Below are 24,416 nucleotides of genomic sequence, written 5' to 3' on the forward strand. Positions count from 1 at the left end.
CGGTGCCGGGTTCTACAGTGGCCGGGTGCGGGTGAGTTGGGATCAGGTGTTCGCGTGGCGGTTGCGGCGGCAGTTCGTGGCCCTGCGCGGCGACGCGGACGCGGTGGCGGTGGCCGACCGGTTGTGCGGGGTGCAGGCCCAGGTGGCCTCGGCCGCGGAAACGGCTGTGGCGCTGCGGCATTCGAGCGCCGCGCCGGGCGGGGTGGCGGCCGCGTTAGGAGCCGGGCGTCTGGTGAAGACGTGGGCGATGCGCGGCACCCTGCACGCGATGACACCCCCCTTCGCGGCGGCGGCGCTGTCGCTGCTGGCCTCGGCACGCACCTGGGAGAAGCCGTCGTGGCAGAAGAACTTCGGAGCGAGCCCCGCGGAGGTGGCGGCGCTGGCCGACGCGGTCGGCGCGGTCCTCGACGGCCGGGCATTGTCCCGCGCGGAGCTGGTGGCCGAGCTGCTGGCGGACCCGCGGTGGCATCGTCTGGGCGCCGAGCTCGGGTCGGGCTGGGGCGCGCTGCTCAAACCCCTGGCCTGGCAGGGCGTGCTGTGCCACGGCCCGCTGCGCGGCACCACCGTCACCTTCGCCCGCCCCGCCGACCTACTGCCCGACTGGCCCGGCCTGCCCGATCCCGCCGACGCGGGCCCGCGCGTGCTCGCCGCGTACCTGCGCGCCCACGGCCCCGCCACCGAGGACGCCTTCACCGCCTGGCTCGCCCGCGGCGCCCACCCGAAAAAGACCGTCCGCCAATGGTTCTCGGCCCTCGGCCCCGACCTCACCGAGGTCGACGTCGAGGGCCGCCGCGCCTGGTGCCACACCGCCGACGCCGACACCCTCGCCACCACCACCCCCACCGACTCGGTGCACCTGCTCGGCCCCTTCGACCAATACCTCCTCGCCCCCGGCACCGCCGACACCGCCCTCCTCCCCGCCGCCCACCGCCCCGCGATCAGCCGCACCGCGGGCTGGATCTCCCCCCTCGTCCTCGTCCGCGGCCGCATCGCGGGCACCTGGGAGGTCACCGACACGACCCTCACGGCCACGCTGTTCGACGGCGCACGCCCGGACCAGGACGCGCTGCGCGAGGAAGCCACGCATGTGGCGCGGGCGCTGGGGGTGCCGTCGCTGACGGTGAAGATCGCCTGACTCGCCGGTGGCGGAGCCGATCAGGTTGTCGCCGTAGGATGTTCGGGACCGGTGAGTTCTGCGCGGAGCGAGGGCCGATGACCGTTGTGCCGGTGTGGGCGAATGATCCGCAGGTGCTGGCGATCACCGAGGATCAGTACGACGCGCTGCCCTCGCACGCGCGCAAGCCGATCGAGGTCATCGACGGGAAAGTCGTTCTGCGCCAACCTGGTTCGGCCGAACACAGCGACATCGCCCGCAGGCTGGCCACCCGCCTGGAGGCCGCCGCGCCCGACGAGCCGTGCACCCGGGTGTCCACGGATGTGGATGTGCGTTTCACGCGGCGTCGAGACCGGCCGCTGTCGTTCCGTCGCCCGGATGTGACCGTGTACCGGTGCGTCGAGCGCGGCACGAAACTGACCACGGCCGAGGCGCTGCTGGTCGTTGAGGTCGTCTCCCCGGGGTCGGGCTACACCGATACCGTCGACAAGCTCGCCGAGTACGCCTACGAGGGCATCGCGGTCTACCTGATCGTGCACCTGGACAGCGAACTGTACGTGAAGATGATCCAGGAGTACCGGCTGGATTGGGCGAGCCGGGTGTACCGGTTGGCCGAGGCGCACGAGGCGACGTTGTTGCTGGAGAGTCCGTTCCCGGCCGTGGTCGATTTCGCCGAGCTGGACGGGTAGCGGCCCGGCCGTCCTTGTACACGATCACCCCGATTCCCGCTACTGTGACGACCGTCACAATGGCGGGTGTTGTCGCAGTTGGGCGGGGTTGCGGGGGCGGTCGCGGGGGTTCACGCCTTGTTTGCCCGGTGCGGCGGCCGGGTACATGCCCTTTCCGTGCCGGTGTGGACGAATCGCACCGGCCCGGATCGAAGGGGTAAGCCGTGGAGGACCACGAACCACAGCCCGTGCCGCAGCGGCGGTCGGTGGCCGCGGCCGCGATGGGCAACGCGACCGAATGGTACGACTACGGTGTGTACGCGGCGACGGCCGGATATCTGACCGACGCGTTCTTCCCCGGGCATCTCGGGACGCTGGGCACGCTGCTCGGGTTCGCGATCTCGTTCCTGCTGCGCCCGCTGGGCGGGATGGTGTGGGGGCCGCTGGGGGACCGGGTGGGCCGGAAAGCGGTGCTGGCCACCACGATTCTGTTGATGGCCGCCGCGACCGGGTTGATCGGGGTGCTGCCCACCCACGCGAGCGCGGGGGTGTGGGCGCCGATCCTGCTGATCACGCTGCGGGTCGTGCAGGGGTTCTCCACCGGCGGCGAATACGGCGGCGCCGCCACCTATATCGCCGAATCCGCGCAACGCGAGCGGCGCGGGTTCTTCGGCAGCTTCCTCGAATTCGGCACCCTCGCCGGATTCGTCGGCGGGTCGGCGGTGGTGCTGCTGTGCCAGGTGCTGCTGTCCGATCACGCGATGGACACCTACGGGTGGCGCATCCCGTTCCTGCTGGCGGTGCCGTTGGGGCTGATCGGCTGGTATCTGCGGGTGCGGTTGAGCGAATCCCCGATCTTCACCGAGGTCGCCCAGGACGACAACCAGCCCACCGGCAGCCTGCTCACCCTCGTCCGCGACTACCACCGCGAACTGCTCACCCTCGGCGGACTCGTGGTGGCGCTCAACGTCGTCAACTACACCCTGCTCGCCTACCAGCCCACCTACCTCAACAAGACCATCGGCCTGTCCGACACCACCACCACCGCGATGATGCTGATCGGGCAGCTGGTGATCATGCTGCTGCTGCCGCTCGGCGGCGGCCTCTCCGACCGGATCGGACGCCGCCCGATGTGGCTGGTGTCGCTGATCGGGCTGGCGGTGCTCGCGGTGCCGATGTACTGGCTGATGGGGCAGGGCACCGGCTGGGCGATCCTCGGATTCGTGGTGCTGGGCGTGCTGTACGTGCCGCAGCTGTCGACGATCTCGGCGACCTTCCCCGCGATCTTCCCCACCCACGTGCGGTACGCGGGAATGGCGTTGGCCTACAACGTGTCCACCGCCGCGTTCGGCGGCACCGCGCCCCTGGTGAACGAGGCCGTCATCGACCGCACCGGCTGGACGCTGTTCCCCGCCTTCTACACCGTCGGCGCCTGCGTCGTCGGGATCGTGGCGTGGCTGTACCTGCGCGAGACCGTCGGCGCGTCGCTGCGCGGCACCACGGTCCCGCGCACCGGCGAGATCCCCGCGGTGTCCCCGGCGTCCTAAGCGACTGTAAGGAATCCGCGACGGGACTGTCGCCGCCGCGGCGGGCCCGGCCACAGTGATCGGACCGGCGACGCGAGCCGCGCGCCGCGATCCGAGGGAGGTCACGTGAGTTCGGGCCAGCCGGTGAGCGAACGCCGCGTCGTCGCCAACGTCCTGCGCGGATCCCTCGGCAACCTCATCGAATGGTACGACTGGTACGTCTACACCGCCTTCAGCGTCTACTTCGCGAAAACGTTCTTCCCGCAAGGCGATTCGACCGCGCAACTGCTGTCGACCGCGGCGGTGTTCGCGGTCGGATTCCTCATGCGGCCCCTCGGCGGCTGGCTGCTGGGCCGCTACGCCGACCGGTTCGGCCGCCGCGCCGCACTCACCCTGTCGGTCACGGTGATGGCCGCGGGCTCGCTGCTCATCGCGCTCACCCCCGGCCACCACCGCATCGGCGTCGCCGCCCCGACCCTGCTGCTGGCGGCGCGACTGCTGCAAGGACTGTCCGTCGGCGGCGAATACGCCACCAGCGCAACATATCTGTCGGAGGTCGCCGCCCCGGGCCGCCGCGGCTACTACTCGAGCTTCCAGTACGTGACCCTCGTCGGCGGGCAACTGGTCGCGCTCGCGGTGCAGATCGTGTTGCAGCAGCTGCTCACCGACACCCAGATGACCGACTGGGGATGGCGCGTCCCGTTCGCCGTCGGCGCGCTGGGCGCGATCATCGTCATGCTGCTGCGCCGCGGCATGGACGAATCCGCGGCGTTCGAGGCCCAAACAGTCCCCGAAAACCCTTCGCGCACAGCGTCATCGGAAACCCGCGGATCGCTGCGGGTGCTGGTGCGCTACCCGCGCGAATGCCTGCTCGTGGTCGGCCTCACCCTCGGCGGCACCATCGCCTTCTACACCTACACCACCTACATGCAGAAATTCATGATCAACACCTCGGGCATCGCGAAACCGACCGTCGCGTGGATCAACTTCCTCGCCCTACTGGTGTTCGTGGTGCTGCAACCCCTCGCCGGCGCGCTCAGCGACCGCGTCGGACGCCGCGCGCTGCTGCTGTTCTTCGGCATCGCCGGCACCCTCGGCACCGTCCCGCTGATGACCGTCCTCGGCCACACCCGCAACCCCCTCGCCGCGTTCGCGCTGATGATGCTCGCCCTGATCGTCATCACCGGCTACACCTCCATCAACGCCGTCGTCAAAGCCGAACTGTTCCCCACCCGCGTGCGCGCCCTCGGCGTCGGCCTGCCCTACGCGCTCACCGCCGCCCTCTTCGGCGGCACCGCCGAAACCCTCGCGCTGCGCCTCAAACAGATCGGCCACGAATCCTGGTTCTTCTGGTACGTCTCCGCCGCCATCGCCATCTCCCTGCTCACCTACTGGTTCATGCGCGAAACCTCCCACCGATCCCCCCTCGACGACACCGACCCCGCCACCCACCCCGCGCGAGCACACTCGTGAACCCACCCGGTTACCGCTCGGCCAACCCGCCGGGACGCTACCATCGCCCTTCGGACGATTCGCCGACGATGTGGAGACCTGGCGCGGTGCGGTTGGCAGTGGTGGAGGACGACGACGGGGTGGGCGACGCACTGGTGGAGGCGCTGACCGTCCGCGGCCACCACGCCAAACGCCTCCGCCGCGGCCAGGACCTGCTCATCGCCCACCGCGGCTACGACGCGGTCATCCTCGACCTCGGCCTGCCCGACGGCGACGGCCTGCACGTCCTGCGCCAACTGCGCGAGGTCAGCCCGGTGCCGGTGGTCATCCTCACCGCCCGCAGCGACGAACGCTCCATCGTGCGCGGACTGCGCGGCGGCGCCGACGACTACGTCATCAAACCACCCCGCATCGCCGAACTCCTCGCCCGCCTCGAGAACGTCACCCGCCGCGCCCAGGCCGCCACCGAACCCGCCCCCCGCCTCGTCGTCACCGGCGACGTCCGCGTCGACCTCGCCGCCCGCCGCGTCGAGGTCGCCGGGCAACCGATCGCGTTGACCGCCAAGGAATTCGAACTCGTCGAAGCCCTCGTCGAACGCCCCGGCGCCGCCGTCAGCCGCCAACAACTCATGGACCGCATCTGGGGCGACGCGTTCGTCGCGGTCTCCCGCTCCCTCGACGTGCACATGGCCGGACTGCGCCAGAAACTCGACCGCCCCGGCCTGATCACCACCATCCGCGGCTACGGATACCGCTGGGGCGAATGAGACGACGCCTGCTCGTGGCGTTGACCGCGTTCGCCACCATCGCGGTCCTCGCCTTCGCCGCACCCCTGTGCTCGATCGCCGCCACCAGCCGCACCCAGCAACTCGTCGCCGGCCGCACCGGCGACGCCGACCGCTTCGCCACCCTCGCCGACACCGCCGCCGAAAGCGGCGACACCCACGCCCTCGCCGCGGAAGTCGGCCGCTACCACCAGCTCTACGGCGAACCCGTCCTCGTCGTCGACGCCCGCGGCCAACCCCTCGTCAACGCCGGCGTCGACCCCACCGACACCGGCGTCCAAGCCGCGCTCGCCGCCGCCCGCCGCAACCAACGCCCCGCACCCATCGCGCAACTGCTGCCGTGGACACCCACCACCGTGCTCATCGCCCGACCCATCGGCACCGGCGTCCAGGTCCACGGCGCGGTCCTCATCGCCGCCTCCACCGCCCCCGCCCGCGCCGACATCCTGCGCACCTGGGGCATCGTCGGCGGCGGCGCCCTCGTCGCCATGACCCTGTTCACCGCGCTCGCGCTCCTGCTCGCCCGCTGGGTGCTGCGCCCCCTCGCGGACCTGTCCACCGCCGTCGCCGCCCTGACCGCGTCGCTGCCCACCCCCCGCCCCGGCCCCGCGACCCCCACCACCCACCCCCACAGCGGACCCCCGGAGATCCTCGCCGTCGCCGCCTCGGTGGACACCATGGCCGCCGCGGTCCTCGACTCCCAACGCGCCCAACGCCAACTCGTCGCCGACACCGCCCACGCCATGCGAAACCCCCTCGCCGCGTTGACCATTCGACTCGACTCCCTCGAACCCGCCATCCCCGCCCACGCCGCCGCCACCTTCCACGGCGCCGTCACCGAAGCCGAACGCCTCACCGGCCTGCTCGACGGCCTGCTCGACCTCGCCGTCGCCGAAGGCAGCCACGACCACGACCGCCCCGGCGCCGACGACCACTGCGACGCCGCCCGCGTCATCGACGACCGCCTCGACGCCTGGCACACCGCCTTCGACCACGCCGGACAACACCTCACCGCCGACACCACCCCCACCGGCATCGACGTCGCCGTCCCCGCCGACGTCCTCGCCCAGATCCTCGACGTCGCCCTGTCCAACTCCTGCCGCTACGCCGGACCCGGCGCCCACACCCACCTCACCCTCACCCCCGCCGACACCACCGTCACCCTCACCGTCAGCGACGACGGCACCGGCGTCCCCGCCGACGAACTCGACCACCTCACCACCCGCTTCTTCCGCGGCTCCACCGCCACCGCCGGCGGCTCCGGACTCGGCCTGCCCATCGCCGCCGCCCTCACCACCGCCCACCACGGCCACCTCACCGTGCGACCCGTCCACCCCCACGGACTCGCCGTCGTCGTCGAACTCCCCAAGGCCCCCGCATGACCCCGAACCGCCGCCGATTCCTCACCGCCGCAACCGGATTCGGCGCCGCCCTGCTCACCGGCTGCGGACCCGCCACCCCACCCACCGTCCGCGTCGCCGCCGGCGAGGTCGGCGGCTTCTACCACGCGTTCACCGCCATGCTCGCCGACGTCGCCGCCGAAACCGCCACCATCCGCATCCACCCCGTCACCACCATGGGCTCGCTGGCCAACCTCGACCTGCTCACCCGCGGCGACGCCGACGCCGCCCTCACCCTCGCCGACGCCGCCCAACACACCCCCGACCACCTCACCGCCATCGGCCGCGTCTACGAGAACTACCTGCAACTCGCCGTCCGCGCCGACGCACCCCTCACCGACATCCGCCAACTACGCGGCGCGCGCCTGAGCCTCGGCGCACCCGGCTCCGGCGCCACCTTCACCGGCGAACGCCTGCTCCGCGCCGCCGACCTCGACCCCGACACCGACCTCACCGTCACCCACCTCGCCCTGCGCGACGCCGTCACCGCCCTCACCGACCGCACCGCCGACGCCCTGCTGTGGGCCGGGGGAGTACCCACCGCGCTGCTCGACGTGCCCCGCTCCCTGCGCCTGATCGACATGGGCGCCCTCGCCCAACCCATGCGCGACCGCTTCGGCTACCTCTACGACCGCGTCATCATCCCCGCCGACGCCTACCCCGCCACCCCCGCCGTGCAAACCATCGGCGTCGCCAACCTGCTCGTCACCACCCCCGCCCTGCCCGACGACACCGCCGACGCCCTCACCGAACTGCTCATCACCCACGCCGACCGCCTCGTCCCCGCCGTCGCCGCCGGCACCCAATTCCTCGACGTCCGCTCCCTCATCGGCACCGACGGCATCGGCCTGCACCCCGGCGCGGCCCGCGTCTACCGCCGCTACCACGGCTGAGCACCCTCACATCGGCGACGGCCCCGACGACGCGCTCATCCACGGCGACACCACCACAGGCAACGGCACCACCGGATCGTAGGCGGGCCGCGTCCCCCGCCCGCTCAACAACATCACCGCCGCCACCACCAACCCCACCGCGACCAGAACACCCACCACCAACCGCACCCACTCCCGGCGCCTTTCCCCACCGACCACCATCGCGCCCCCTCCGCACCGAAAGACCTCACCCCGCGAATCGCTTTGCGGCAGCGAACGTTACGGGCGAGATCCCCAAAGCGCCGTGACCCTGCGACCCGGCGCCACCGTCGAGCGGATCGCGTATCCGGAAGCTGTCCAGGGCTTCGCGCTGCACCCCGACGTGCGGGCGCTGCTCGACCATCACGACGGCGCCGACTTCCCGCCGATGGCATACCCGCTCGACCCGATCGACCGAATCCTCGCCGGTCACGAATGGCGAACCACCTTCAGCGCCAGAACCGAGCATCGGGCTCGCCCGAGGACACCCTGTACGGCCATGCCCACCACCGGGTTCCGATCAGGGCCGAGCGCCCCAGGCGATCCTGCCCGGAGCCGACCACCGCGGGTAAGCCGACACCCGCAGGCGCAGCGTGCCGCGCGGCCATACTGAACTCCCGCGGGGTTGCCGAAGTCCCGGCGCTCGTGTGGGATCGGCAGGAACGCGGTAGCGGAAGGACACACCATGCGCCCGTTGGGCAACGACGATCCGGTGGCGCTCGGCGACTACCGGCTGCTGGGCATCCTCGGCGCGGGCGGCATGGGCCGGGTCTATCTGGGCCGCACCCGCGGCGGGCGCACCGTCGCGGTCAAGGTCGTCCGCCCCGACCTCGCCGACGACGGCGAATTCCGGATCCGGTTCCGCCGCGAGGTCGCCGCCGCCCGCCGCGTCGGCGGCCGCTACACCGTCCCCGTCCTCGACGCCGACGTCGACGCCGAACACCCCTGGCTGGCAACGGCATTCGTCGCCGGACCCGACCTCGGCACCGCCATCGCCAACCACGGGCCGCTGCCCGAACCGTCACTGCGCGCGCTCACCGTGGGCCTGGCGCGCGCCTTGATCGACATCCACGCCGCCGGACTCGTCCACCGCGACCTCAAACCATCGAACGTGCTGCTGACCATGGACGGGCCCCGCGTCATCGACTTCGGGATCGCGCGCGCCGCCGACGACGTCAACCTCACCACCACCGGACAGGTCATCGGATCACCGGGCTACCTGTGCCCCGAACGCATCACCGGCACCGCCCCGGTCGGCCCCGCCGCCGACATCTTCGCGCTCGGGGCCGTGCTCGCGTTCGCGGCCACCGGGACCGGACCGTTCGGCGACGGCGACCCGGTGGCCCTGTTGTGGCGGGTGGTCGCCCAACCCGCGCAACTCGACGGAGCCCCCGACACGATGCGCGGGCTGCTCGAGGCGTGCCTGGCCAAGGAGCCGGGGCAGCGGCCCACCATCGAGCAGGTGCTCGAGCGGGCGCTGGCGTGGGGGCCGGTTCCGGCGCGGGGGTGGCTGCCCGGGGCGATCGCCGAGGACATCGGGCGGCTGGCGGTGGAACTGCTGGATCTCGACGGCGGGGCGGAGCCCGGATTCGACACGGGCGGCCAGGGATTGGGCGGCGCAGTGGGGGAGTCGGGCGCGGTCGAGAGCGGGACCGGCGTTCACGACGACACGGGCGGCGGGCAGGATCGGCGGGCCGCGCCGACGGTGCGGGCGGCGGGGGAGCCCGCACCGACCGTGGTCCGGCCGCAGGACGCGTCGGCGGATTGGTGGAATCGGCCGTCGGAAACCGTTGTCACGCAACCGGATACGGGCAGTCCGGCGGGGGAGCAGGGGAGTGGGCCGCGACCGGTGCCCACACCCTCGGGACCGCGTCCCCTCCGCAGCCCGTCTGGGCCTCTCGCGGAACCCGGCGACGAACCGACGATCCAGGCACCGCCCTCGGGGCCGCGGCACCCGTTCGCCGCCTCGCAGCAACCCGGACCGCGCACCAATATCGCTGGGGGCGTCCGGGATTCGGGGGAGCATCGGTACTCGCCGCAGCGACCGCACACCACCGGCCCGCACGACGCGCGCGAACCGCAGCCCCCGCAACCGGTGCGGCGGCGATCCCGTAGACCGTGGCTGTGGGCGGCGGCGGTCGTGCTCGTCGTGGCCGTGGCGGGCGGCAGCGCCTACGCCGCGTACTCCCTCACCGGCGGGGGCGATGACGCCGCGAGCACCTCCTCCTCGGCCTCCTCGGAGACGGAATCGGCGACCGAGAGTTCGGCCGGAGAATCGGGCGGTCAGGCGCTGCCCGAGGGCTATGTCGGCTCCTGGACCGGAACCGGGAGCGATATGTTGGCGAGCTTCGACATCACGGTCACCTTGCACGGCGGGAACGTCGGCGAACAGGTGGGCACCTCACGCAACACGGAGAAGGTCTCCAAGGGGACGTGTGAGCGCGCCGAAACCCTCGTGTCCGCCTCGGGCGGTCAGGTCGTGCTCCAGGCCCGGCTGACGACCCCGGGCGCCTCGTGCACCGACGACGGCGAGATCTCCACCCTGACGCTCAACGGCGACGGCAGCATGAAATACGAGACCGCCGGGGGAGTCGGCGCCATCAACGGCACCCTGCACCGCCACTGAACCCGTTGTCGCCCAGCCTCATTCGCTGTCGGCGGCCGAATGCGGTTCGCACCGTCGCGCCAGATCCGCCACCCGCGCCCGATACTCGATCGGCGTGATCTGCCCCGAGATCCGCGCCGCCAGCAACGCGTTCTCCGCGTTGAGGGCGGGCCACACCTGCGCCGGATCGGCCCACTCCACGGTCAGATCGTGATCGAGCACCGCCGGGGGACCGTCATCGATCACCGGCCGCGCCGCCACCCGGGGCCGGGCCTTCCGGGCCTTCCTGTTCCGCCGCCACCACGCCGTGGGCCGCACCCGTCGCTCGAGACACGCCGCGATCGCCCACCACAACAGAAACGTGGCCGCCACGCACACCAGCAGCAGCATGATCTCCATGCTCATCAGCGGGTCTCCTCACGCTCACTCGAGCCCACCTTTACTATTCCCCGCCACCGCGACCCGAACCAGCGCACCGGCCCACCCGACGACGAAGCATGCGAATCAGAGTACGTCCGTGAACGCCTGCCCGAGAACACAATCCGATCACCGATTCCCATCCCGGCACCGAACCCCGATGATCATGACGAGTATGTCCAGAGGGCTGGGCAGGACAGAACCCCCTTCTTTTCGTCACTGTGACGAAAAGAAGGGTGGTGTCCATCGAGGGGAAGAGGGGCTGAAGCGACCCCTCCGAGCGTATGTGGACAATTTCCCGCGAAAGGGCGAAAACGGAGAAATATCTACATCGCGGCTTCGGCCAACCACGCCGCCGCCGACCCGACGAACCGACTGCCATCCGACACGCTCGGAGGCCACGGCAGACCGGAAGGCCGTGCCCACCAACCAAAACCGTTGCGCAACACCATCTTCAAGATCACCAACAACCGTAGTTGTTACGCCGATAATCAACACTATGTCAAGTAATGCAGCACAGAGTGATCCACGAGAATGAACCCTCCCCGCAGGGTATGTCGTACAAGCAACAGCGAACCCGGACCGGAAGGTATGCGATGAGCAGCAGACGAACGATGGCCCTCGCGATAACGGCCCTGGCGGTGGGCGGATTGACGGTGTTCGGTACTCCCTCGGCTCAGGCGGCGGCCGTCTGTCCCGGGGCGGGACAGCCCACCGCGGTGGTGGCCAGTATGCCGGGGGCCGCGTTCGAGGGGTTGACCGTGGACACGGTAGGGCGGGCGTATACGACGGATCTGGTGACGGGGCGGGTGTATCGGTTCGACTCCCCCGGGGCCGCGCCCGTGGTGGTGGCCAGTGTGCCCAGTGGTGGGGCGGGGGCGTTGGCGTGGACGCCCGATGGGCAGCTTTTGGTGGGGTACGGGGCCGATCCGCGGGTGATCGTCGGGGACGGGTTGCGGCATGCGGGGATCGTGCGGGTGGATGTGGGGTCGGGGGCGGTGACGCCGTTCGCGGCGGGGTTGAGTGCGGCGGACGGGTTGGCGGTCGCTCGGGACGGGACCGTGTACGCGACCAATGATTTCGGGGCGTTGGTGGGGCGGGTGACGCCGAACGGGGCGACGCAGGCGGATTGGGCTCGGTTCCCCAGCGCCAACGGGGCCGTGCTGGGCGGGGACGACGGATACCTGTACGTGTCACGGACATTCGTGAATCCGGGAGTGAGCCGGATCCCGGTCGGCGATCCCGGTGCGCCGCAGTCATTGCTGGATCTCGGCATCGGTGACGCGCCCGACGGGTTGACCCTCGACTCCCGGGAACGGCCGGTGGTTCCGTTCAACCCGTCGGGCACCGTGGTGCGCGTCGACTCCCCCGGCTCGTACTGCGTGCTCGGCTCCGGCCCCGGCACCACCAGCGTGGTGAGTTACGGCCGTGGCGCCCAAGGCTTCTCGGCAGGGCGGCTGTTCGCGGCCACATTCACCGGCGTCGTGTACGAGGTGCCGGGCGGATTCGACCCCGCCGCCACCACGGCCGCGCCCTGACCCCGAGCCTTCCGGCACTCGAGGCCACGGGCCGACGCCCCGCGACAGCGCCCTACTTCCGCCCGAGCGCGAAATCGTGTGCGGCGTGGACCAATTCGACCAGTTCCTTCCCGTCCCGCTCGTCCAGCACCCCGAACGCCGGGGCGACGAGCCGATCGGTGAGCTCCTCGGCCGCCTCCCACCGCGCCCGGATCTCGGGGCCGATCTCCTCGAACGGCTCCGGCCACCCGTAGAGCCGCGCCTGCGTCGGCCCGTCGCTGAGCGGTGAGCCGCCGACCAGCACCGCCTGCATCGGGCTGATCCCGCTGGCGCGGACCGCGAGCAGATGCGATCCGCCTCGGTGCTCGCGCAGCACGTGCGTCAGTTGCAGGACCCGGCCGGGCGCGTCCGCGGCCAGCGGCAGCGCCCGCCAACCGGCGAACAACGGCAACCCGGCCACGTCCGCCGCGCGGGCCACGGTCTCGAGCAACTCGGCCAGCCGCTCGGCGGCGTCGAAGTCGGCGAGTTTGCGCCGCCCGAAGTCCTGCGCCACCCCGAGATACGCCGCGGCGGCCTCGGCGGCGGGCATCGCCACCGATTCCCAGGCGGCGCGGATGGTTTCGGGCCGGAAGAACCCGAACGCGGCGGTGACGACGTCGGCATCCACCTCCCCGAGCACACCGCCGCGGCCGCGGGTGTAGGGGCCGATGAATCCGTCCACGCCGGTGCGCGCGCCGTAGGCCTTGGCCTCGCGGGAGAACATGAACGCTCCCCCGAGCTGCTGGATGTGGGTCTTGACCGCGGCGGGCACCGACACGGGCCAACCCCTTTCTCTGCGAACCTGTTTCACCGCGAGCATATCTCGCTATCGTCCACTAAGGCCAGCACTGGAAACCGGACAGCGGAATGCAAAATAATGTCACCCGGAGGTAACGGCTGCCAGCGGGCGGCGATTACCCGCACGAGCGATGACATATTCTCGGGGCCGGGCCCGGGACACCACAGCTGCGAAGCGAGCGACGATGGAACATGACCTCGGCGCGACCGCACCCGAACCCGGTGCCGACCGCGCGACGGCGACACGCACCGCGTTGACGAGTCTCGTCGCGCGCTTCTCCGACCACTGGCACCACGACGGCGAACCCCCCGACCTGTCCGCGCACCTACCCACCGAACCCGCCCTGCGCCGCACCGCCCTCATCGAACTGATCAAGGTCGACCTGCACGAACGCTGGCAACGCGACCCCGACGCCCCCCGCCTCGCCGACTACCGCGACCGCTTCCCCGAACTCGCCGCCCACCCCCTGCCCCCCGACCTCATCTTCGAGGAGATCACCGCCCGCAGCCGCCGCGACGACGTCGACCTCACCGAATACCGCAACGACTATCCCACCCAGATGGCGCGCATCGACGAAAACCTCGACGCCACCGGCGAATACGCCAGCACCGGCTTCACCCGCGGCATGCGCTCCACCCTGCTCGCCGACCCCACCGCCCTCGACGCGCTCGACACCATCAACCCCGGCGCCACCGTCGACGACTTCGACCTGCTGCTCCCCCTCGGCCAAGGCAGCTTCGCCCGCGTCTTCCTCGCCCGCCAACGCTCCATGAGCCGCCTCGTCGCGGTCAAGATCTCCCACGACCGCGGCACCGAACCCCAAACCCTCGCCCAACTCGACCACGACCACATCGTGCGCGTGTTCGACCAACGCCAGATCACCGAGCACCGCCTCAAACTCATGTACATGCAGTACGTGCCCGGCGGCACCCTGCTCGGCGTGCTGCGGCTGTTGCGCCGCACCCCCACCGCCCGCCGCGACGGCAACCTGCTGCTGCAGGCCACCGACGCCGCCGCCTCCACCGGCGGCGTCTTCGAACCCCAACCCTCCCCCACCCGCAGCCACCTCGAACGCCTCACCTGGCCCGAAACCGTCGCCTGGCTCGGCGCACGCCTCGCCACCGCCCTGGACTACGCCAACCGCCGCGGCGTGCTGCACCGTGACATCAAACCCGCCAACGTCCTGCTCACCGCCGACGGCCAACCCAAACTCGCCGACTTCAACATCAGCTTCAGCCGCCACCTGCCCGGCGCCAACCCCGTCGCCTACTTCGGCGGCTCCCTGCCCTACATGTCCCCCGAACAACTCGCCGCCTGCCACCCCACCCTCACCGCCAGCGCCGCCGACCTCGACACCCGCAGCGACCTCTACGCCCTCGCCGTCGTGCTGTGGGAACTGCTCACCGGCCGCATCCCCTTCGACGACGAACACGGCGCCGGGGAATCGGAACACTCGTTGCAGGCCATGATCGACCGCCGCCGCCGCGGCATCGACCCCCGCTACGAGGCCGACCTCCCCCACGACACCCCCGCCGTCCTGCGCCACGCCCTGCTCACCTGCCTGTCCCCCGACCCCGCCGACCGCTACCCCAGCGGCGCCGACCTCGCCCACCAACTCGAACTGTCCCAGGACCGCGCCGCCCGCGACCTCGTCGACCCGCCCACCCGCTCCCTGCGCGCCCGGCTGCGCAACCGGCCCGTCCCGTTCGTCATCCCCTCCAGCCTGTTCGGACAGCTGCTCGGCGGGGTGTACCTCGCCGGACACAACCTCACCCTCATCCGCGACACCCTCGGCGCCCACGCCGCCACCCAGATCGCGCGACTGGGCCTGCTGCTGATCGTCATCGGCTACCCCCTCGCCACCGCCGCGCTGCTCTACTGGTGCCGCGCGATGTTCTTGGTGCCCAACGGCTTACGCCGCGGCAAGCAGTTCGACCCCGACACCCTCGTCCGCGCCCGCGCCGACACCCTCGCCTGCGGCGACCGCATCGCCCTGGCCACCTTCACCGGCTGGATCGCGGCCCTGGCGCTGTTCCTGTGGCGGCTGCACAGCCTCGGCGACCTGCCCCTCGGCCTCACCGTCGACCTCGTCGGCTCCAACCTCGTCGCCGCCGCCGTCGCCGTCGTCTACACCTACTTCCCCGTCACCTTCTTCGGATTACGCTGGTACTACCCGGGATTGGTCGCCGCCGGGCACACCGTGCCCGCCGACGCCGTCCGGCTGCGCCGCCTCATCCGCCGCATCCGCGTGTATCTCGGTGTCGCCGCGTCGGTTCCGCTCGTCGGCGTCCCCCTCGGGCTGATCCTGCTCGACCCCCACCAGCAACAACTCGTCATCGGCTCCATCGTCGCCCTGTGCGTCGGCGGGCTCGTCGGATTCGTGGTGGCGCTGCGCACCTTCTACGCCCTCGAATCCGACCTGAACGCGTTGCGGCGCATCGTCGGAGCGCGCTGACCATACCCGCCGAACAGCCCACCAAGATCGACTAGGCTCGACCGGTGCTAGGACATTCACATGCGACCAGTGGCGCGCTGGCATGGGCGGGAGCCGCTGCCGCGCTACCACTTTCGGTGCTCACCTACCCCACATGGCATCAAGGCCACCTGCGCACCGTCGACCTGCTGATGGGAACACTGCTCACCGCCGGCGCCGCGCTGCTGCCCGACGCCGACCATCCCAGCGGCACCATCTCGCATGTGCTGGGCCCGATCTCGCACGGCGCCTGCAAACTCATCTCCACCGTCTCCGGCGGCCACCGCCACGCCACCCACTCCCTCGCCTTCGTCGCCGCCATCGCCTACGGCACCTGGGCCGGCGAACACTGGATCGGCCGCTGGTTCACCCTCGGCCTCGTGTTCTTCCTGCTCGCCCTCGCCATCCGCGCCCTCAACCTCTGCCCACCCGGCACCGGCTTCCGGTCCTACTCCACCATCGCCGTCCTCGCGGTCTCCGGCACCTTCGTCATGGACCACTGGATGACCGACAAACCCTCCTGGCTGCCGTTCTGCGTCGGCCTGGGCTCACTCGCCCACCTGATCGGCGACTGCCTCACCGACCGCGGCTGCCGCCTGTTCTGGCCGCTGAAGATCCGCACCAGCGTCGGGCTCATCGACCGCACCGGCAACAAGGTCGAAACCTGGGTCATCTCACCGCTGTTCGTACTCGGCACCATGGCCGTGCTCTGGTACATCATCACCCACCAGCCCTAACAGGGCCAGCGCGTCGCGATCCGGGCCCGGCGCGGCCTGGAACGCGACGAACCGCTGACCGTCGGGCGCGGTGAGGATCTCCGAGGTCAACTCGACCCGACCCACCGCCGGATGGGCGAACATCCGCCGCGCCCCCCGCTTGGTCCGCACCTCGTAATGCGCCCACAATTGCGCGAATTCCGCGCTCGCCGCGCACAATTCACCGGTCAACGCCGCCAGCTCCGGCGACCCCGGATCCCGGCCCTGCACCGTCCGCAGATGCGCCACGCAATCGCGCGCCATCCCCGCCCAATCCTCGAACACCGACCGCGCCGCCGGATGGGTGAACACGTACCGAATCAGATTGCGCCGCTGCGGCTCCCACGCCGCGATCCCCCACAACAACCGCAGCCCTTCGGGATTGGCGGCCAGCAGATTGCTCACCTGATCCAACACGAACCCCGGCGTCGGCCGCACCGACTCCAGTAACGTCAGCAACCCCGGCCGCGCCGCCACCGGCTGCCGCCCACCCGGCCGCCGATCCGCCACCGCCCGCGCCAGATCCAGCAGATGCCCCCGCTCGTCCTCGGTCAACCGCAACGCCGCCGCCAACGCGTCCAGCACCGCCAGACTCGGATTCGTATCCCGCCCCTGCTCGAGCCGGATGTAATAGTCCACGCTCACCCCCGCCAACGCCGCCACCTCCTCCCGCCGCAACCCCGGCGTCTGCCGCCGCCCCGCCCCGACCGGCAACCCCACCTGCGACGGACTCACCCGGCCCCGACACGCCCGCAGAAAATCCCCCAGCACACGACGATCACTCACGCATTCAGTCTGCCCCCACCCCACGACGCCGGGGTGGCCCCCTCAGGGCCAGGGGCCGCCCGCGGCTCGTCGGGCCCGCGGCGGCCTCGAGCGCCCGAGGGTCCGAGTCCAAGGGAAGGGGTGGCCCTCGCAGGACCAGGCCCCCCACGGTCTCCCTGCCCCGGCAGCCAGGCCCGAATGTGGCTGTCATGACCGATCTTTCGCACACCCTCATCATCGGCGGCGGCTCCGGCATGGGGCTGGCGCTCGCCGCGCGCCTGCGGGACCACGGGCAGGAGGTGACCATCGCCGGGCGCTCCACCGAACGGCTCGAGGCCGCCGTCGCCGCGCTCGGGCCGCACGAATCGCTCCATCACCACCGCGTCGACATCGCCGACGAGGACTCCGTGCGGGCGCTGTTCGACCGCTACGAGAGTCTCGATCACGTCGTGGTCACCGCCGCCGATATGCGCACCGGGTACGGGCCGATCCGTGAGTTCCCGCTGGCCGACACCCGCGCCGTCATCGATATCAAGATCCTCGGGCCCTGGCTCGTCGCCAAACACGCCGCCCCCGTGCTGCGTGAATCCCTCACCGTCACATCGGGAATCGCGGCCTACCGCCCGGCCCCCGGCGGCACCCTCGTCGCCACCGCCAACGCCGCCCTCGAGGGACTCGTCCGCGCCCTCGCCCTCGAACTCGCCCCGCTGCGCGTCAACGCCGTCTCCCCCGGCTGGGTCGACACCCCCATCTGGAACGACTTCGCCGGCGACGCCAAGACCGAACGCCTCACCGCCATGGCCCAGCGCCTACCCGGCGGCCGCGTCGGCCACCCCGACGACCTCGCCGCCGCCTTCCACGCCGTCATGACCAACCCGTTCATGACCGGAGCCGTGGTCCACGTCGACGGGGGCCACCGGCTGGTATAACGCGTCGGCTACCCTTCACCGAATGAGCGACCGCGAAGAGCTCGGCTGGGACCTGTTCGGTACGGCCAGCAGGGAATTGGCGGAGCAGGTCGCCGCCGACGGATTCGAACCCGATCTGATCCTGTCCATCGCCCGCGGCGGACTGTTCGTCGCGGGCGCGCTCGGCTACGCCCTCGACGTGAAGAACCTGCACGTGATGAACGTGGAGTTCTACACCGGCGTGGACCAGCGCCTCGACATGCCGGTCGTGCTGCCGCCCGTGCCCTCGGCCGTCGACCTCGCCGGGGCGCGGGTCCTGGTCGCCGACGACGTCGCCGATACGGGCGCGACCCTCAAGCTGGTGCGAGACTTCTGCGCCGACAAGGTCTCCGAGGTGCGCTGCGCGGTCGTCTATCAGAAGCCGCGCTCGGAGGTCGACTGCGAATACGTGTGGAAGCGCACCGACCGCTGGATCAACTTCCCGTGGTCGGTGCTGCCGCCGGTCGCCCGGCGGCAGCCGCGCGTCCTCGACGCCTGACTCAGACCAGCTGAGCCGACTCGATCGTCACCGCGTCGACCGGCACGTCCTGATGCCCGGCCTTCGACCCCGTGCGCACCTTCTCGATCTGATCCACCACGGCGGTACCGTCGACGACCTTGCCGAACACCGCGTAGCCGAACCCGTCCTGGCCCGGGTAGTTCAGGAAATCGTTGTTCGAGGTGTTGATGAAGAACTGGGCGCTCGCCGAATGCGGATCCGACGTCCGCGCCATCGCCACCGTGTACTTGTCGTTGCGCAGCCCGTTGTTCGCCTCGTTCTCCACCCGCTGCGGCGCCGGCTTCTGCTGCATCTCGGGCGTCATCCCGCCGCCCTGCACCATGAAACCGGAGATCACGCGATGGAAGATCGTCCCGTCGTAATGGCCCGACTTCACGTAATCGACGAAGTTCGCCACCGTCTTCGGCGCCTTGCTCTCGTCCAGCTCCAGGGTGATGTCCCCCGCTGACGTTTTCAACAGCACTTTGGTCATTCGGCCATCGTAGGTGCCGCGCCCGGTGGCCCTTCACAGCGGCTCGAGACTCTCGGGTCTGCTTGCGCGAGTTCGGCTTGCGACGTGTGCGACACGCAGTTGTGAGAGTGGCTTAAACATGCATGGATACGCACATGCCAATGGGGCACTGAATGATTCGGCCCTCACAGTTCGTACAGCTCCAGCGGCAGATCATCCGGATCGAAGAAGAACCCGAACCGCTTCCCCGTGAACTCGTCCACCCGAACCTCCTCGGTCCGCACTCCCCTCCCCCGCAACTCCGCCAGCGCCGCCGCCACATCCCCCACCCCCAACGCCAGATGCCGCAACCCGCACGCCTCCGGCCCCGACACCCGCCGCGGCGGATCCGGGAACGAGAACAACTCTACCTGCGTCCCGTCCGGCAACGCCAGATCCAGCTTGAACGAATCCCGTTCCGCCCGATAGTTTTCCGCGACCACCCGCAACCCGAGCACCTCGGTGTAGAACGCCTTCGACACGGCGTAATCCGAGGCGATGATCGCCGCATGATGAATCCGCTCCAACCGCACCCACCCGACGCTAGCCCACCCGCCCGCGGCCGCTCCCCTTCCCCGTCATTGCCTCGTCTGTTCGGCGAGTCGGCTGGGACTCGACGGTGGGACATGAGGTAAACTAATCAGTAGATGCGCATATGCCCATTTAGGTATTTTTCAACGATAGAGCGGGCGATCTCAGAGGATCGCCCGAGCCGCCTCGAGGGTCATGGCCCGATACGAGCCGCCGAACAGAACGACATGCACCAGCAACGGGTACAGCTGATGCAGCGGAACCCGTTGGCGCCAGCCCGCTTTCAAAGGAGCCACCTCGTCATAGGCGGCCAGGATCCGATCGAGATGCGGGGCGCCGAACAGGGCCAGCATGGCCAGATCCGTCTCCCGGTGACCGCCGTGCGCGGCGGGATCGACCAGGCGGACGCCCTCGGCGGTCCACAGCACATTGCCCGACCAGAGGTCGCCGTGGATGCGGGCGGGCGGTTCCGGGGGTCCGGCGAGGGTGTCGATCTCGGCGATGACGCGCTCCACGAGGCGCACCCCCTCCTCCCCCAGCGTCGGCGCCGCGCGGCGCAGCAGCGGGCGCAGGCGATATTCGGCGTACCAGCTCCCCCACTCCCCCGTCGTTCGCGAATTGTCCTGCGGCAGCGAGGCTATGAAGCCGGGCCAGGGCGCGCCGAACCAGCCCGGCGTGCGGGCGTGCAGGGCGGCCAGGTCGCGGCCGAGTCGTTCGGCGGCCGCGGGAGTGGGCGCGGTTTCGGTCAGCCACGGCAGTACGAGGGTGTCCGCGTCGGCGGCGAGCACCTCGGGGACGAGTCGGTCGCCCTCCCCCAGCCAGCGCAGGCTCGCGGCCTCCGCGGCGAGGGCGTCGGCGGCGTCGGGACGGCCGGGGTCGAGGGCCTTGACGAAGACGTCGCGGCCGTCGGTCAAGCGGGCGCGGTGCAGGGTCCACGCGTGCCGGTGCCCGAGGTCGGTGACGGCGGCGACGGGCACGCCGAGGAGATCCGCGAGTCGGTTCATCGGCCGGATTCCGCTCGCTCGCGCAGGAATCGGGCGGTGGCGGGGTCGGCGGGGAAGAAGGATTCGATGGCGAGTTCGGCGACGGTGACGTTCATGGGGGTGCCGAAGACGGTCATGGCGCTGAGGAAGGTGAGTTCGGTTCCGTTGTGGCGCAGGCGCAACGGAACCACGGCCTGTTCGGGTTCGGGTAGGCCGGGTGGTTGTTCGCCGCCGGGGTAGGCGCGCAGTTCGCGGTGCAGGGCGGCGAGGTCGGCGGAGCCGGAGATCTCGATCTGGCGGTGCAGGCGTTCGAAGAGATGCCCGCGCCACTCGGCGAGGTTGACGATGCGGCTCGCCATGCCGTCGGGGTGCAGGCTGAGGCGCAGCGCGTTCACCGGTGGGGCGAGCAGGTCGGCGGGGATGCCCTCGAGGAACAGGTCGACGGCGGTGTTGGCCTCGACCATGTTCCAGGCGCTGTCGACGGCGAGGGCGGGGACGGGTTCGTGGCCGGTGAGGATCTGGCGGAGGGCGGAGCGCACGGGTTGCATCTGTGGGGTGTCGAGGGCGGGTTCGGCGTAGACGGGGGCGTACCCGGCGGCGAGGAGGACTCGATTGCGTTCGCGCAGTGGGATTTCCAGGTGTTCGGCGAGGTGCAGGATCATCTGGCGGCTGGGGGTGGCGCGGCCGGTCTCGATGAAGCTGAGGTGACGGGCGGAGGTTTCGGCGCGGCCGGCGAGTTCGAGTTGGCTGAGGCGGCGGCTAATTCGCCAGTGGCGGATCAGGTCCCCGGCGTTCTGGGTGGGCACGGGTCGATCGTACGGAGCCGGCGGGGGCGTGCCGATTACCCGTGGGGTAATGGGTTCGGGGTGTGGGCGTAGGGGTGGGGTTTCGGGCTATCCGAGGGTGGAGACGGCAACGAAGGGGTTCTGGCATGGTTGCGGATATGAGGACGATCCTGATCACGGGGGCGACATCGGGTATCGGGCTGACGGCGGCGCGGCAGTTGGCGGCCGCGGGTGATCGGCTGGTGCTGGTGGGGCGCAATCCGGCGAAGCTCGCGGTGGCGGCGGAGCAGGTGGGCGCGGCCGGGGCGGGGGCGGTGGATACGCTGGAATGTGATGTGTCCGTGCAGGATTCGGTGCGGAAGCTGGCCGCGGAGGTGCTGGATCGGTACGCGCGGATCGATGTGCTGGCCAACAACGCGGGCGGGTATTTCGGGAGTCGGTCGGAGACGGTGGACGGGGTGGAGTCGACGTTCGCGACGAACTTCCTGGGCGGATATCTGTTGACGGAGTTGTTGCTGGATCGGTTGATCGCGAGCGCGCCCGCGCGGATCGTGTTCACGGCGTCGGTGTTGCATTACGGGATGCGGCTGGATTTCGCGGATCTGGGTCTGCGGAAGGGGTATTCGGGGCAGCGGGCCTACAGTCGGTCGAAGGTGGCGGCGGTGTTGTACACGCGGGCGTTGGCGCGGCGGTTGGCGGGGACGGGGGTGACGGTGAACGCGTTTCATCCGGGGGCGGTGGCGACGGGGATCTGGGATTCGATGCCGTGGTTCGCGCGGCCGGTGCTGGGTCCGGTGAAGCGGGTGTTCATGATCTCCGCGGAGGAGGGTGGGGAGCGGTTGGCGTATCTGGCGGTGTCGCCGGAGGTGGCGTCGGTGTCGGGGTGTTATTTCCAGCGGGATCGGGTGAAGGAGCCGGGGCGGGGTGCGCGGGATGACGCGGCGGCGGAGCGGTTGTGTGCGGTGAGTGCGGAGTTGACGGGGTTGTCGTCGCCGTAGGGCGGGGTCGGGGGCGGGCGGCTATGGTGGCGTACGTGTCGTTGGTGCAGCGGGGACTGGATCGGGTTCCACAGCGTTATCGGGCGGTGGTTCTTCAGCATCAGGAGTTGTTGAAGTTCGCGGTCGTGGGGGCGATCACGTGGTTCGTGGATACCGGGACGGTGTACGCGCTGAAGTTGACGGTGTTGCAGGACAAGCCGTTGACGGCGCGGGCGTTGGGGGTGTTGATCGCGACGATCGTGTCGTATGTGCTGAATAGGGAGTGGTCGTTCCGTGCGCGGGGTGGGCGGCAGCGGCATCATGAGGCGGCGTTGTTCTTCGCGGTGAGTGCGCTGGCGATCGTGGTGACGGTGGTGCCGCAGGCGGTGTCGTTGTATGTGTTCGATATCCGGGTGCCGCATGTGAGTGCGCCGACGCAGGCGGTGGCGAATTTCGTGTCGGGTCAGATTCTGGGTGTGTTGTTGGCGATGGGTTTCCGGTTCTGGGCGTTGCGGCGGTTCGTGTTTCCGGAGGATCTGCGGGAGGCGGAGTTGGAGACGCTCTGAGGTTCGTGCGGTGCGGGTCGGCTGCGCGGAGGCAACGGTGGCGTAGCGGGTGGGTGACGGTTGGGGTGATCCTGGGTGGACGTGCTGTCTTTCGGGATGCGGATTTTCGGTGAGCGCTTACGATGACCTCGCCGGGGGCGATCCGCGAGGAGGCGAAGGTGATGCTGGATCATCAAGTGGCGCAGGCGTTCACCCGTTTCGTGGCGTTGGGGGACAGTCAGACCGAGGGGATCGGGGATCCGGACGGTTCGGGGGGTCATGTGGGGTGGGCGGATCGGTTCGCGGCGTTGTTGGCGGGGGTGGATCCGGGGTTGGGGTATGCGAATCTGGCGGTGCGGGGGCGGCGGGCGGCGGAGATTCGGGCGGAGCAGTTGGGTCCGGCGTTGGCGTTGCGGCCGGATCTGGCGGCGGTGGTGGCGGGGATGAACGATCTGATTCGGCCGCGGTTCGATATGGAGGCGGTGCTGGCGGAGATCGATGCGATGTTGGCGGCGTTGACGGCGGCGGGGGCGCGGGTGGTGACGTTCACGTATCCGGATATCGGTGGGGTGGCGCCGATCGTTCGGCCGTTGTCGGCGCGGGTGCGGGCGTTGAACGCGCGGGTGCGGGAGTTGGCGCGGCGGCCGGGGGTGGTGTTGGTGGATTTCGAGCCGGTGGCGGCGGCGACGGATCGGCGGGTGTTCGCGGAGGATCGGTTGCATCTGAATCCGCTGGGGCACGAGTTGGTGGCGCGGGCGGTGGCGGAGACGTTGGGGTTGCCGGGGGCGGATGGGGGGTGGCGGTCGCCGTTGCCGCCGTTCCGGCAGGGGTGGGGGGATGCGGTGGTGGCCGAGTTGCGGTGGGCGGCTTTGCATATGGCGCCGTGGATCGGGCGGCGGTTGCGGGGGATCTCGACGGGGTCGGGGTTGACGGCGAAGCGGCCGGAGCTGGTTCCGGTGGTGTCGGGGGTGGTCTCGCCGGGGTGAGTCGGTGCGGGATGGCAGGGTGTGCGGTCCCGCACCGGATGCGGGTCAGGTCCAGAGGACGGCGACGAACACGTTGGCGATGGCGAGGATGCCCGCGGTGTGGGTGAGGGCGGGGATGACCTTGTCGCGCTTGGCGTCCGCGCGGCCGATCTCGGCGCAGCCCGCGACGGCGACGGCGATGACGAGTTTGACCACGATCTTGGCCATGTTGGGGTGTTTGTCGAGGGAGTCGATCGCGTCGGCCATGCCGACCAGGATGAGTCCGGTGATGATCTGTGCTCGCGCGCCCCACACCATGACCTCGTTGACGCGGGGTTGTCCCGCGGCGTAGCCGCCGATGACCGCGGCGAGGCCGAGGATGTGGGTGACGACGATGAGGTTGTAGACGACCGTCATGGGGTCTCAGCGTAGTTGATCTACCGCCGG

General features: G+C 70.5%; 26 protein-coding genes. 16 read left to right on the top strand and 10 right to left on the bottom strand.

Annotated elements, in window-relative coordinates; all coding sequences use genetic code 11:
• Positions 1-25: 25 nt before the first annotated feature.
• From ACFYTQ_RS36470 to ACFYTQ_RS36500, 7 genes are all read left to right on the top strand, one after another.
• Positions 26-1,135, top strand: a complete 1,110-nt coding sequence (locus ACFYTQ_RS36470) for a winged helix DNA-binding domain-containing protein (protein WP_387370791.1) — start codon at positions 26-28, stop codon at positions 1,133-1,135.
• Between the two features lie 77 nt (positions 1,136-1,212).
• Positions 1,213-1,803 (top strand): Uma2 family endonuclease, encoded by a 591-nt coding sequence (locus ACFYTQ_RS36475; RefSeq protein WP_387370793.1) that lies wholly within the window; start codon positions 1,213-1,215, stop codon positions 1,801-1,803.
• 260 nt (positions 1,804-2,063) lie between these two features.
• The gene (locus ACFYTQ_RS36480; RefSeq protein ID WP_387370863.1) at positions 2,064-3,329 is read left to right on the top strand and encodes an MFS transporter; all 1,266 of its coding nucleotides are present in this window, start codon (positions 2,064-2,066) and stop codon (positions 3,327-3,329) included.
• A gap of 105 nt (positions 3,330-3,434) precedes the next feature.
• Complete coding sequence (locus tag ACFYTQ_RS36485) at positions 3,435-4,781, top strand: MFS transporter (RefSeq protein ID WP_387370795.1); 1,347 nt, start codon at positions 3,435-3,437, stop codon at positions 4,779-4,781.
• A gap of 86 nt (positions 4,782-4,867) precedes the next feature.
• Positions 4,868-5,527 (top strand): response regulator transcription factor, encoded by a 660-nt coding sequence (locus ACFYTQ_RS36490; protein ID WP_387370797.1) that lies wholly within the window; start codon positions 4,868-4,870, stop codon positions 5,525-5,527.
• Positions 5,524-6,927 carry a sensor histidine kinase gene (locus tag ACFYTQ_RS36495; protein ID WP_387370799.1) on the top strand — a complete coding sequence of 468 codons (1,404 nt, stop codon included), beginning with the start codon at positions 5,524-5,526 and terminating at the stop codon, positions 6,925-6,927. The genes ACFYTQ_RS36490 and ACFYTQ_RS36495 overlap by 4 nt, the downstream gene beginning before the upstream one ends.
• Entirely contained in the window at positions 6,924-7,838 is a 915-nt protein-coding gene (locus ACFYTQ_RS36500; RefSeq protein WP_387370801.1) for a TAXI family TRAP transporter solute-binding subunit, read from the top strand. The genes ACFYTQ_RS36495 and ACFYTQ_RS36500 overlap by 4 nt, the downstream gene beginning before the upstream one ends.
• Positions 7,839-7,844: 6 nt before the next feature.
• On the opposite strand, the gene ACFYTQ_RS36505 is transcribed toward ACFYTQ_RS36500, so the two are convergent.
• Together ACFYTQ_RS36505 and ACFYTQ_RS36510 are read right to left on the bottom strand one after the other, a co-directional pair.
• Positions 7,845-8,039 (bottom strand): hypothetical protein, encoded by a 195-nt coding sequence (locus tag ACFYTQ_RS36505; RefSeq protein WP_387370803.1) that lies wholly within the window; start codon positions 8,037-8,039, stop codon positions 7,845-7,847.
• Positions 8,040-8,064: 25 nt separating this feature from the next.
• A complete protein-coding gene (locus tag ACFYTQ_RS36510; protein WP_387370805.1) occupies positions 8,065-8,289 on the bottom strand; it encodes a hypothetical protein in 225 nt (74 codons plus the stop codon).
• A gap of 252 nt (positions 8,290-8,541) precedes the next feature.
• Here ACFYTQ_RS36510 and ACFYTQ_RS36515 point away from each other — a divergent pair, with 252 nt between their 5' ends.
• On the top strand, positions 8,542-10,482 hold the full coding sequence (locus tag ACFYTQ_RS36515) for a protein kinase (RefSeq protein ID WP_387370807.1): 1,941 nt from the start codon (positions 8,542-8,544) through the stop codon (positions 10,480-10,482).
• Between the two features lie 18 nt (positions 10,483-10,500).
• On the opposite strand, the gene ACFYTQ_RS36520 is transcribed toward ACFYTQ_RS36515, so the two are convergent.
• On the bottom strand, positions 10,501-10,866 hold the full coding sequence (locus tag ACFYTQ_RS36520) for a hypothetical protein (protein ID WP_387370809.1): 366 nt from the start codon (positions 10,864-10,866) through the stop codon (positions 10,501-10,503).
• A gap of 608 nt (positions 10,867-11,474) precedes the next feature.
• Here ACFYTQ_RS36520 and ACFYTQ_RS36525 point away from each other — a divergent pair.
• Positions 11,475-12,416, top strand: coding sequence for an SMP-30/gluconolactonase/LRE family protein (locus ACFYTQ_RS36525; RefSeq protein WP_387370811.1), 942 nt, complete (start codon positions 11,475-11,477; stop codon positions 12,414-12,416).
• A gap of 52 nt (positions 12,417-12,468) precedes the next feature.
• Here ACFYTQ_RS36525 and ACFYTQ_RS36530 read toward each other — a convergent pair whose 3' ends face one another.
• A complete protein-coding gene (locus ACFYTQ_RS36530; RefSeq protein ID WP_387370813.1) occupies positions 12,469-13,212 on the bottom strand; it encodes a hypothetical protein in 744 nt (247 codons plus the stop codon).
• A gap of 205 nt (positions 13,213-13,417) precedes the next feature.
• On the opposite strand from ACFYTQ_RS36530, the gene ACFYTQ_RS36535 reads away from it, so the two are divergent.
• Together ACFYTQ_RS36535 and ACFYTQ_RS36540 are read left to right on the top strand one after the other, a co-directional pair.
• Positions 13,418-15,688, top strand: coding sequence for a serine/threonine-protein kinase (locus tag ACFYTQ_RS36535; RefSeq protein ID WP_387370815.1), 2,271 nt, complete (start codon positions 13,418-13,420; stop codon positions 15,686-15,688).
• A gap of 44 nt (positions 15,689-15,732) precedes the next feature.
• Positions 15,733-16,443 (top strand): metal-dependent hydrolase, encoded by a 711-nt coding sequence (locus ACFYTQ_RS36540; protein WP_387370817.1) that lies wholly within the window; start codon positions 15,733-15,735, stop codon positions 16,441-16,443.
• Here ACFYTQ_RS36540 and ACFYTQ_RS36545 read toward each other — a convergent pair.
• Positions 16,381-17,247 carry a helix-turn-helix domain-containing protein gene (locus ACFYTQ_RS36545; protein WP_387370819.1) on the bottom strand — a complete coding sequence of 289 codons (867 nt, stop codon included), beginning with the start codon at positions 17,245-17,247 and terminating at the stop codon, positions 16,381-16,383. The two genes, ACFYTQ_RS36540 and ACFYTQ_RS36545, sit on opposite strands and share 63 nt — an antisense overlap.
• Before the next feature lie 188 nt (positions 17,248-17,435).
• On the opposite strand from ACFYTQ_RS36545, the gene ACFYTQ_RS36550 reads away from it, so the two are divergent.
• The gene (locus ACFYTQ_RS36550) at positions 17,436-18,155 is read left to right on the top strand and encodes an SDR family oxidoreductase (protein ID WP_387370821.1); all 720 of its coding nucleotides are present in this window, start codon (positions 17,436-17,438) and stop codon (positions 18,153-18,155) included.
• 22 nt (positions 18,156-18,177) lie between these two features.
• A complete protein-coding gene (locus ACFYTQ_RS36555) occupies positions 18,178-18,672 on the top strand; it encodes a phosphoribosyltransferase (protein ID WP_387370823.1) in 495 nt (164 codons plus the stop codon).
• Position 18,673: 1 nt separating this feature from the next.
• Here the strand turns inward: ACFYTQ_RS36555 and ACFYTQ_RS36560 are convergent, their stop codons facing one another.
• From ACFYTQ_RS36560 to ACFYTQ_RS36575, 4 genes are all read right to left on the bottom strand, one after another.
• A complete protein-coding gene (locus ACFYTQ_RS36560; RefSeq protein WP_387370825.1) occupies positions 18,674-19,165 on the bottom strand; it encodes a peptidylprolyl isomerase in 492 nt (163 codons plus the stop codon).
• A 164-nt stretch (positions 19,166-19,329) separates the two neighbouring features.
• A complete protein-coding gene (locus ACFYTQ_RS36565) occupies positions 19,330-19,716 on the bottom strand; it encodes a VOC family protein (RefSeq protein ID WP_387370827.1) in 387 nt (128 codons plus the stop codon).
• A gap of 162 nt (positions 19,717-19,878) precedes the next feature.
• On the bottom strand, positions 19,879-20,718 hold the full coding sequence (locus ACFYTQ_RS36570) for a fructosamine kinase family protein (protein WP_387370829.1): 840 nt from the start codon (positions 20,716-20,718) through the stop codon (positions 19,879-19,881).
• Positions 20,715-21,503, bottom strand: a complete 789-nt coding sequence (locus ACFYTQ_RS36575; protein ID WP_387370831.1) for a helix-turn-helix domain-containing protein — start codon at positions 21,501-21,503, stop codon at positions 20,715-20,717. Before ACFYTQ_RS36575 ends, ACFYTQ_RS36570 begins: the two co-directional genes overlap by 4 nt.
• A gap of 137 nt (positions 21,504-21,640) precedes the next feature.
• Between ACFYTQ_RS36575 and ACFYTQ_RS36580 the strand changes: the two genes are divergently transcribed.
• The 3 genes from ACFYTQ_RS36580 (at position 21,641) to ACFYTQ_RS36590 (ending at position 23,990) form a co-directional block, all read left to right on the top strand.
• Positions 21,641-22,480 (top strand): SDR family NAD(P)-dependent oxidoreductase, encoded by an 840-nt coding sequence (locus tag ACFYTQ_RS36580; protein ID WP_387370833.1) that lies wholly within the window; start codon positions 21,641-21,643, stop codon positions 22,478-22,480.
• Between the two features lie 35 nt (positions 22,481-22,515).
• Positions 22,516-23,025 carry a GtrA family protein gene (locus ACFYTQ_RS36585; protein WP_387370835.1) on the top strand — a complete coding sequence of 170 codons (510 nt, stop codon included), beginning with the start codon at positions 22,516-22,518 and terminating at the stop codon, positions 23,023-23,025.
• A gap of 122 nt (positions 23,026-23,147) precedes the next feature.
• Entirely contained in the window at positions 23,148-23,990 is an 843-nt protein-coding gene (locus ACFYTQ_RS36590) for an SGNH/GDSL hydrolase family protein (RefSeq protein ID WP_387370837.1), read from the top strand.
• Between the two features lie 45 nt (positions 23,991-24,035).
• Here the strand turns inward: ACFYTQ_RS36590 and ACFYTQ_RS36595 are convergent, their stop codons facing one another.
• Positions 24,036-24,386: a hypothetical protein gene (locus tag ACFYTQ_RS36595; RefSeq protein ID WP_387370839.1), complete on the bottom strand. Its 351-nt coding sequence runs from the start codon at positions 24,384-24,386 to the stop codon at positions 24,036-24,038.
• Positions 24,387-24,416: the final 30 nt, after the last annotated feature.

It is taken from the genome of Nocardia sp. NPDC004068, assembly GCF_042874315.1.
Taxonomy (GTDB): Bacteria; Actinomycetota; Actinomycetes; order Mycobacteriales; family Mycobacteriaceae; genus Nocardia.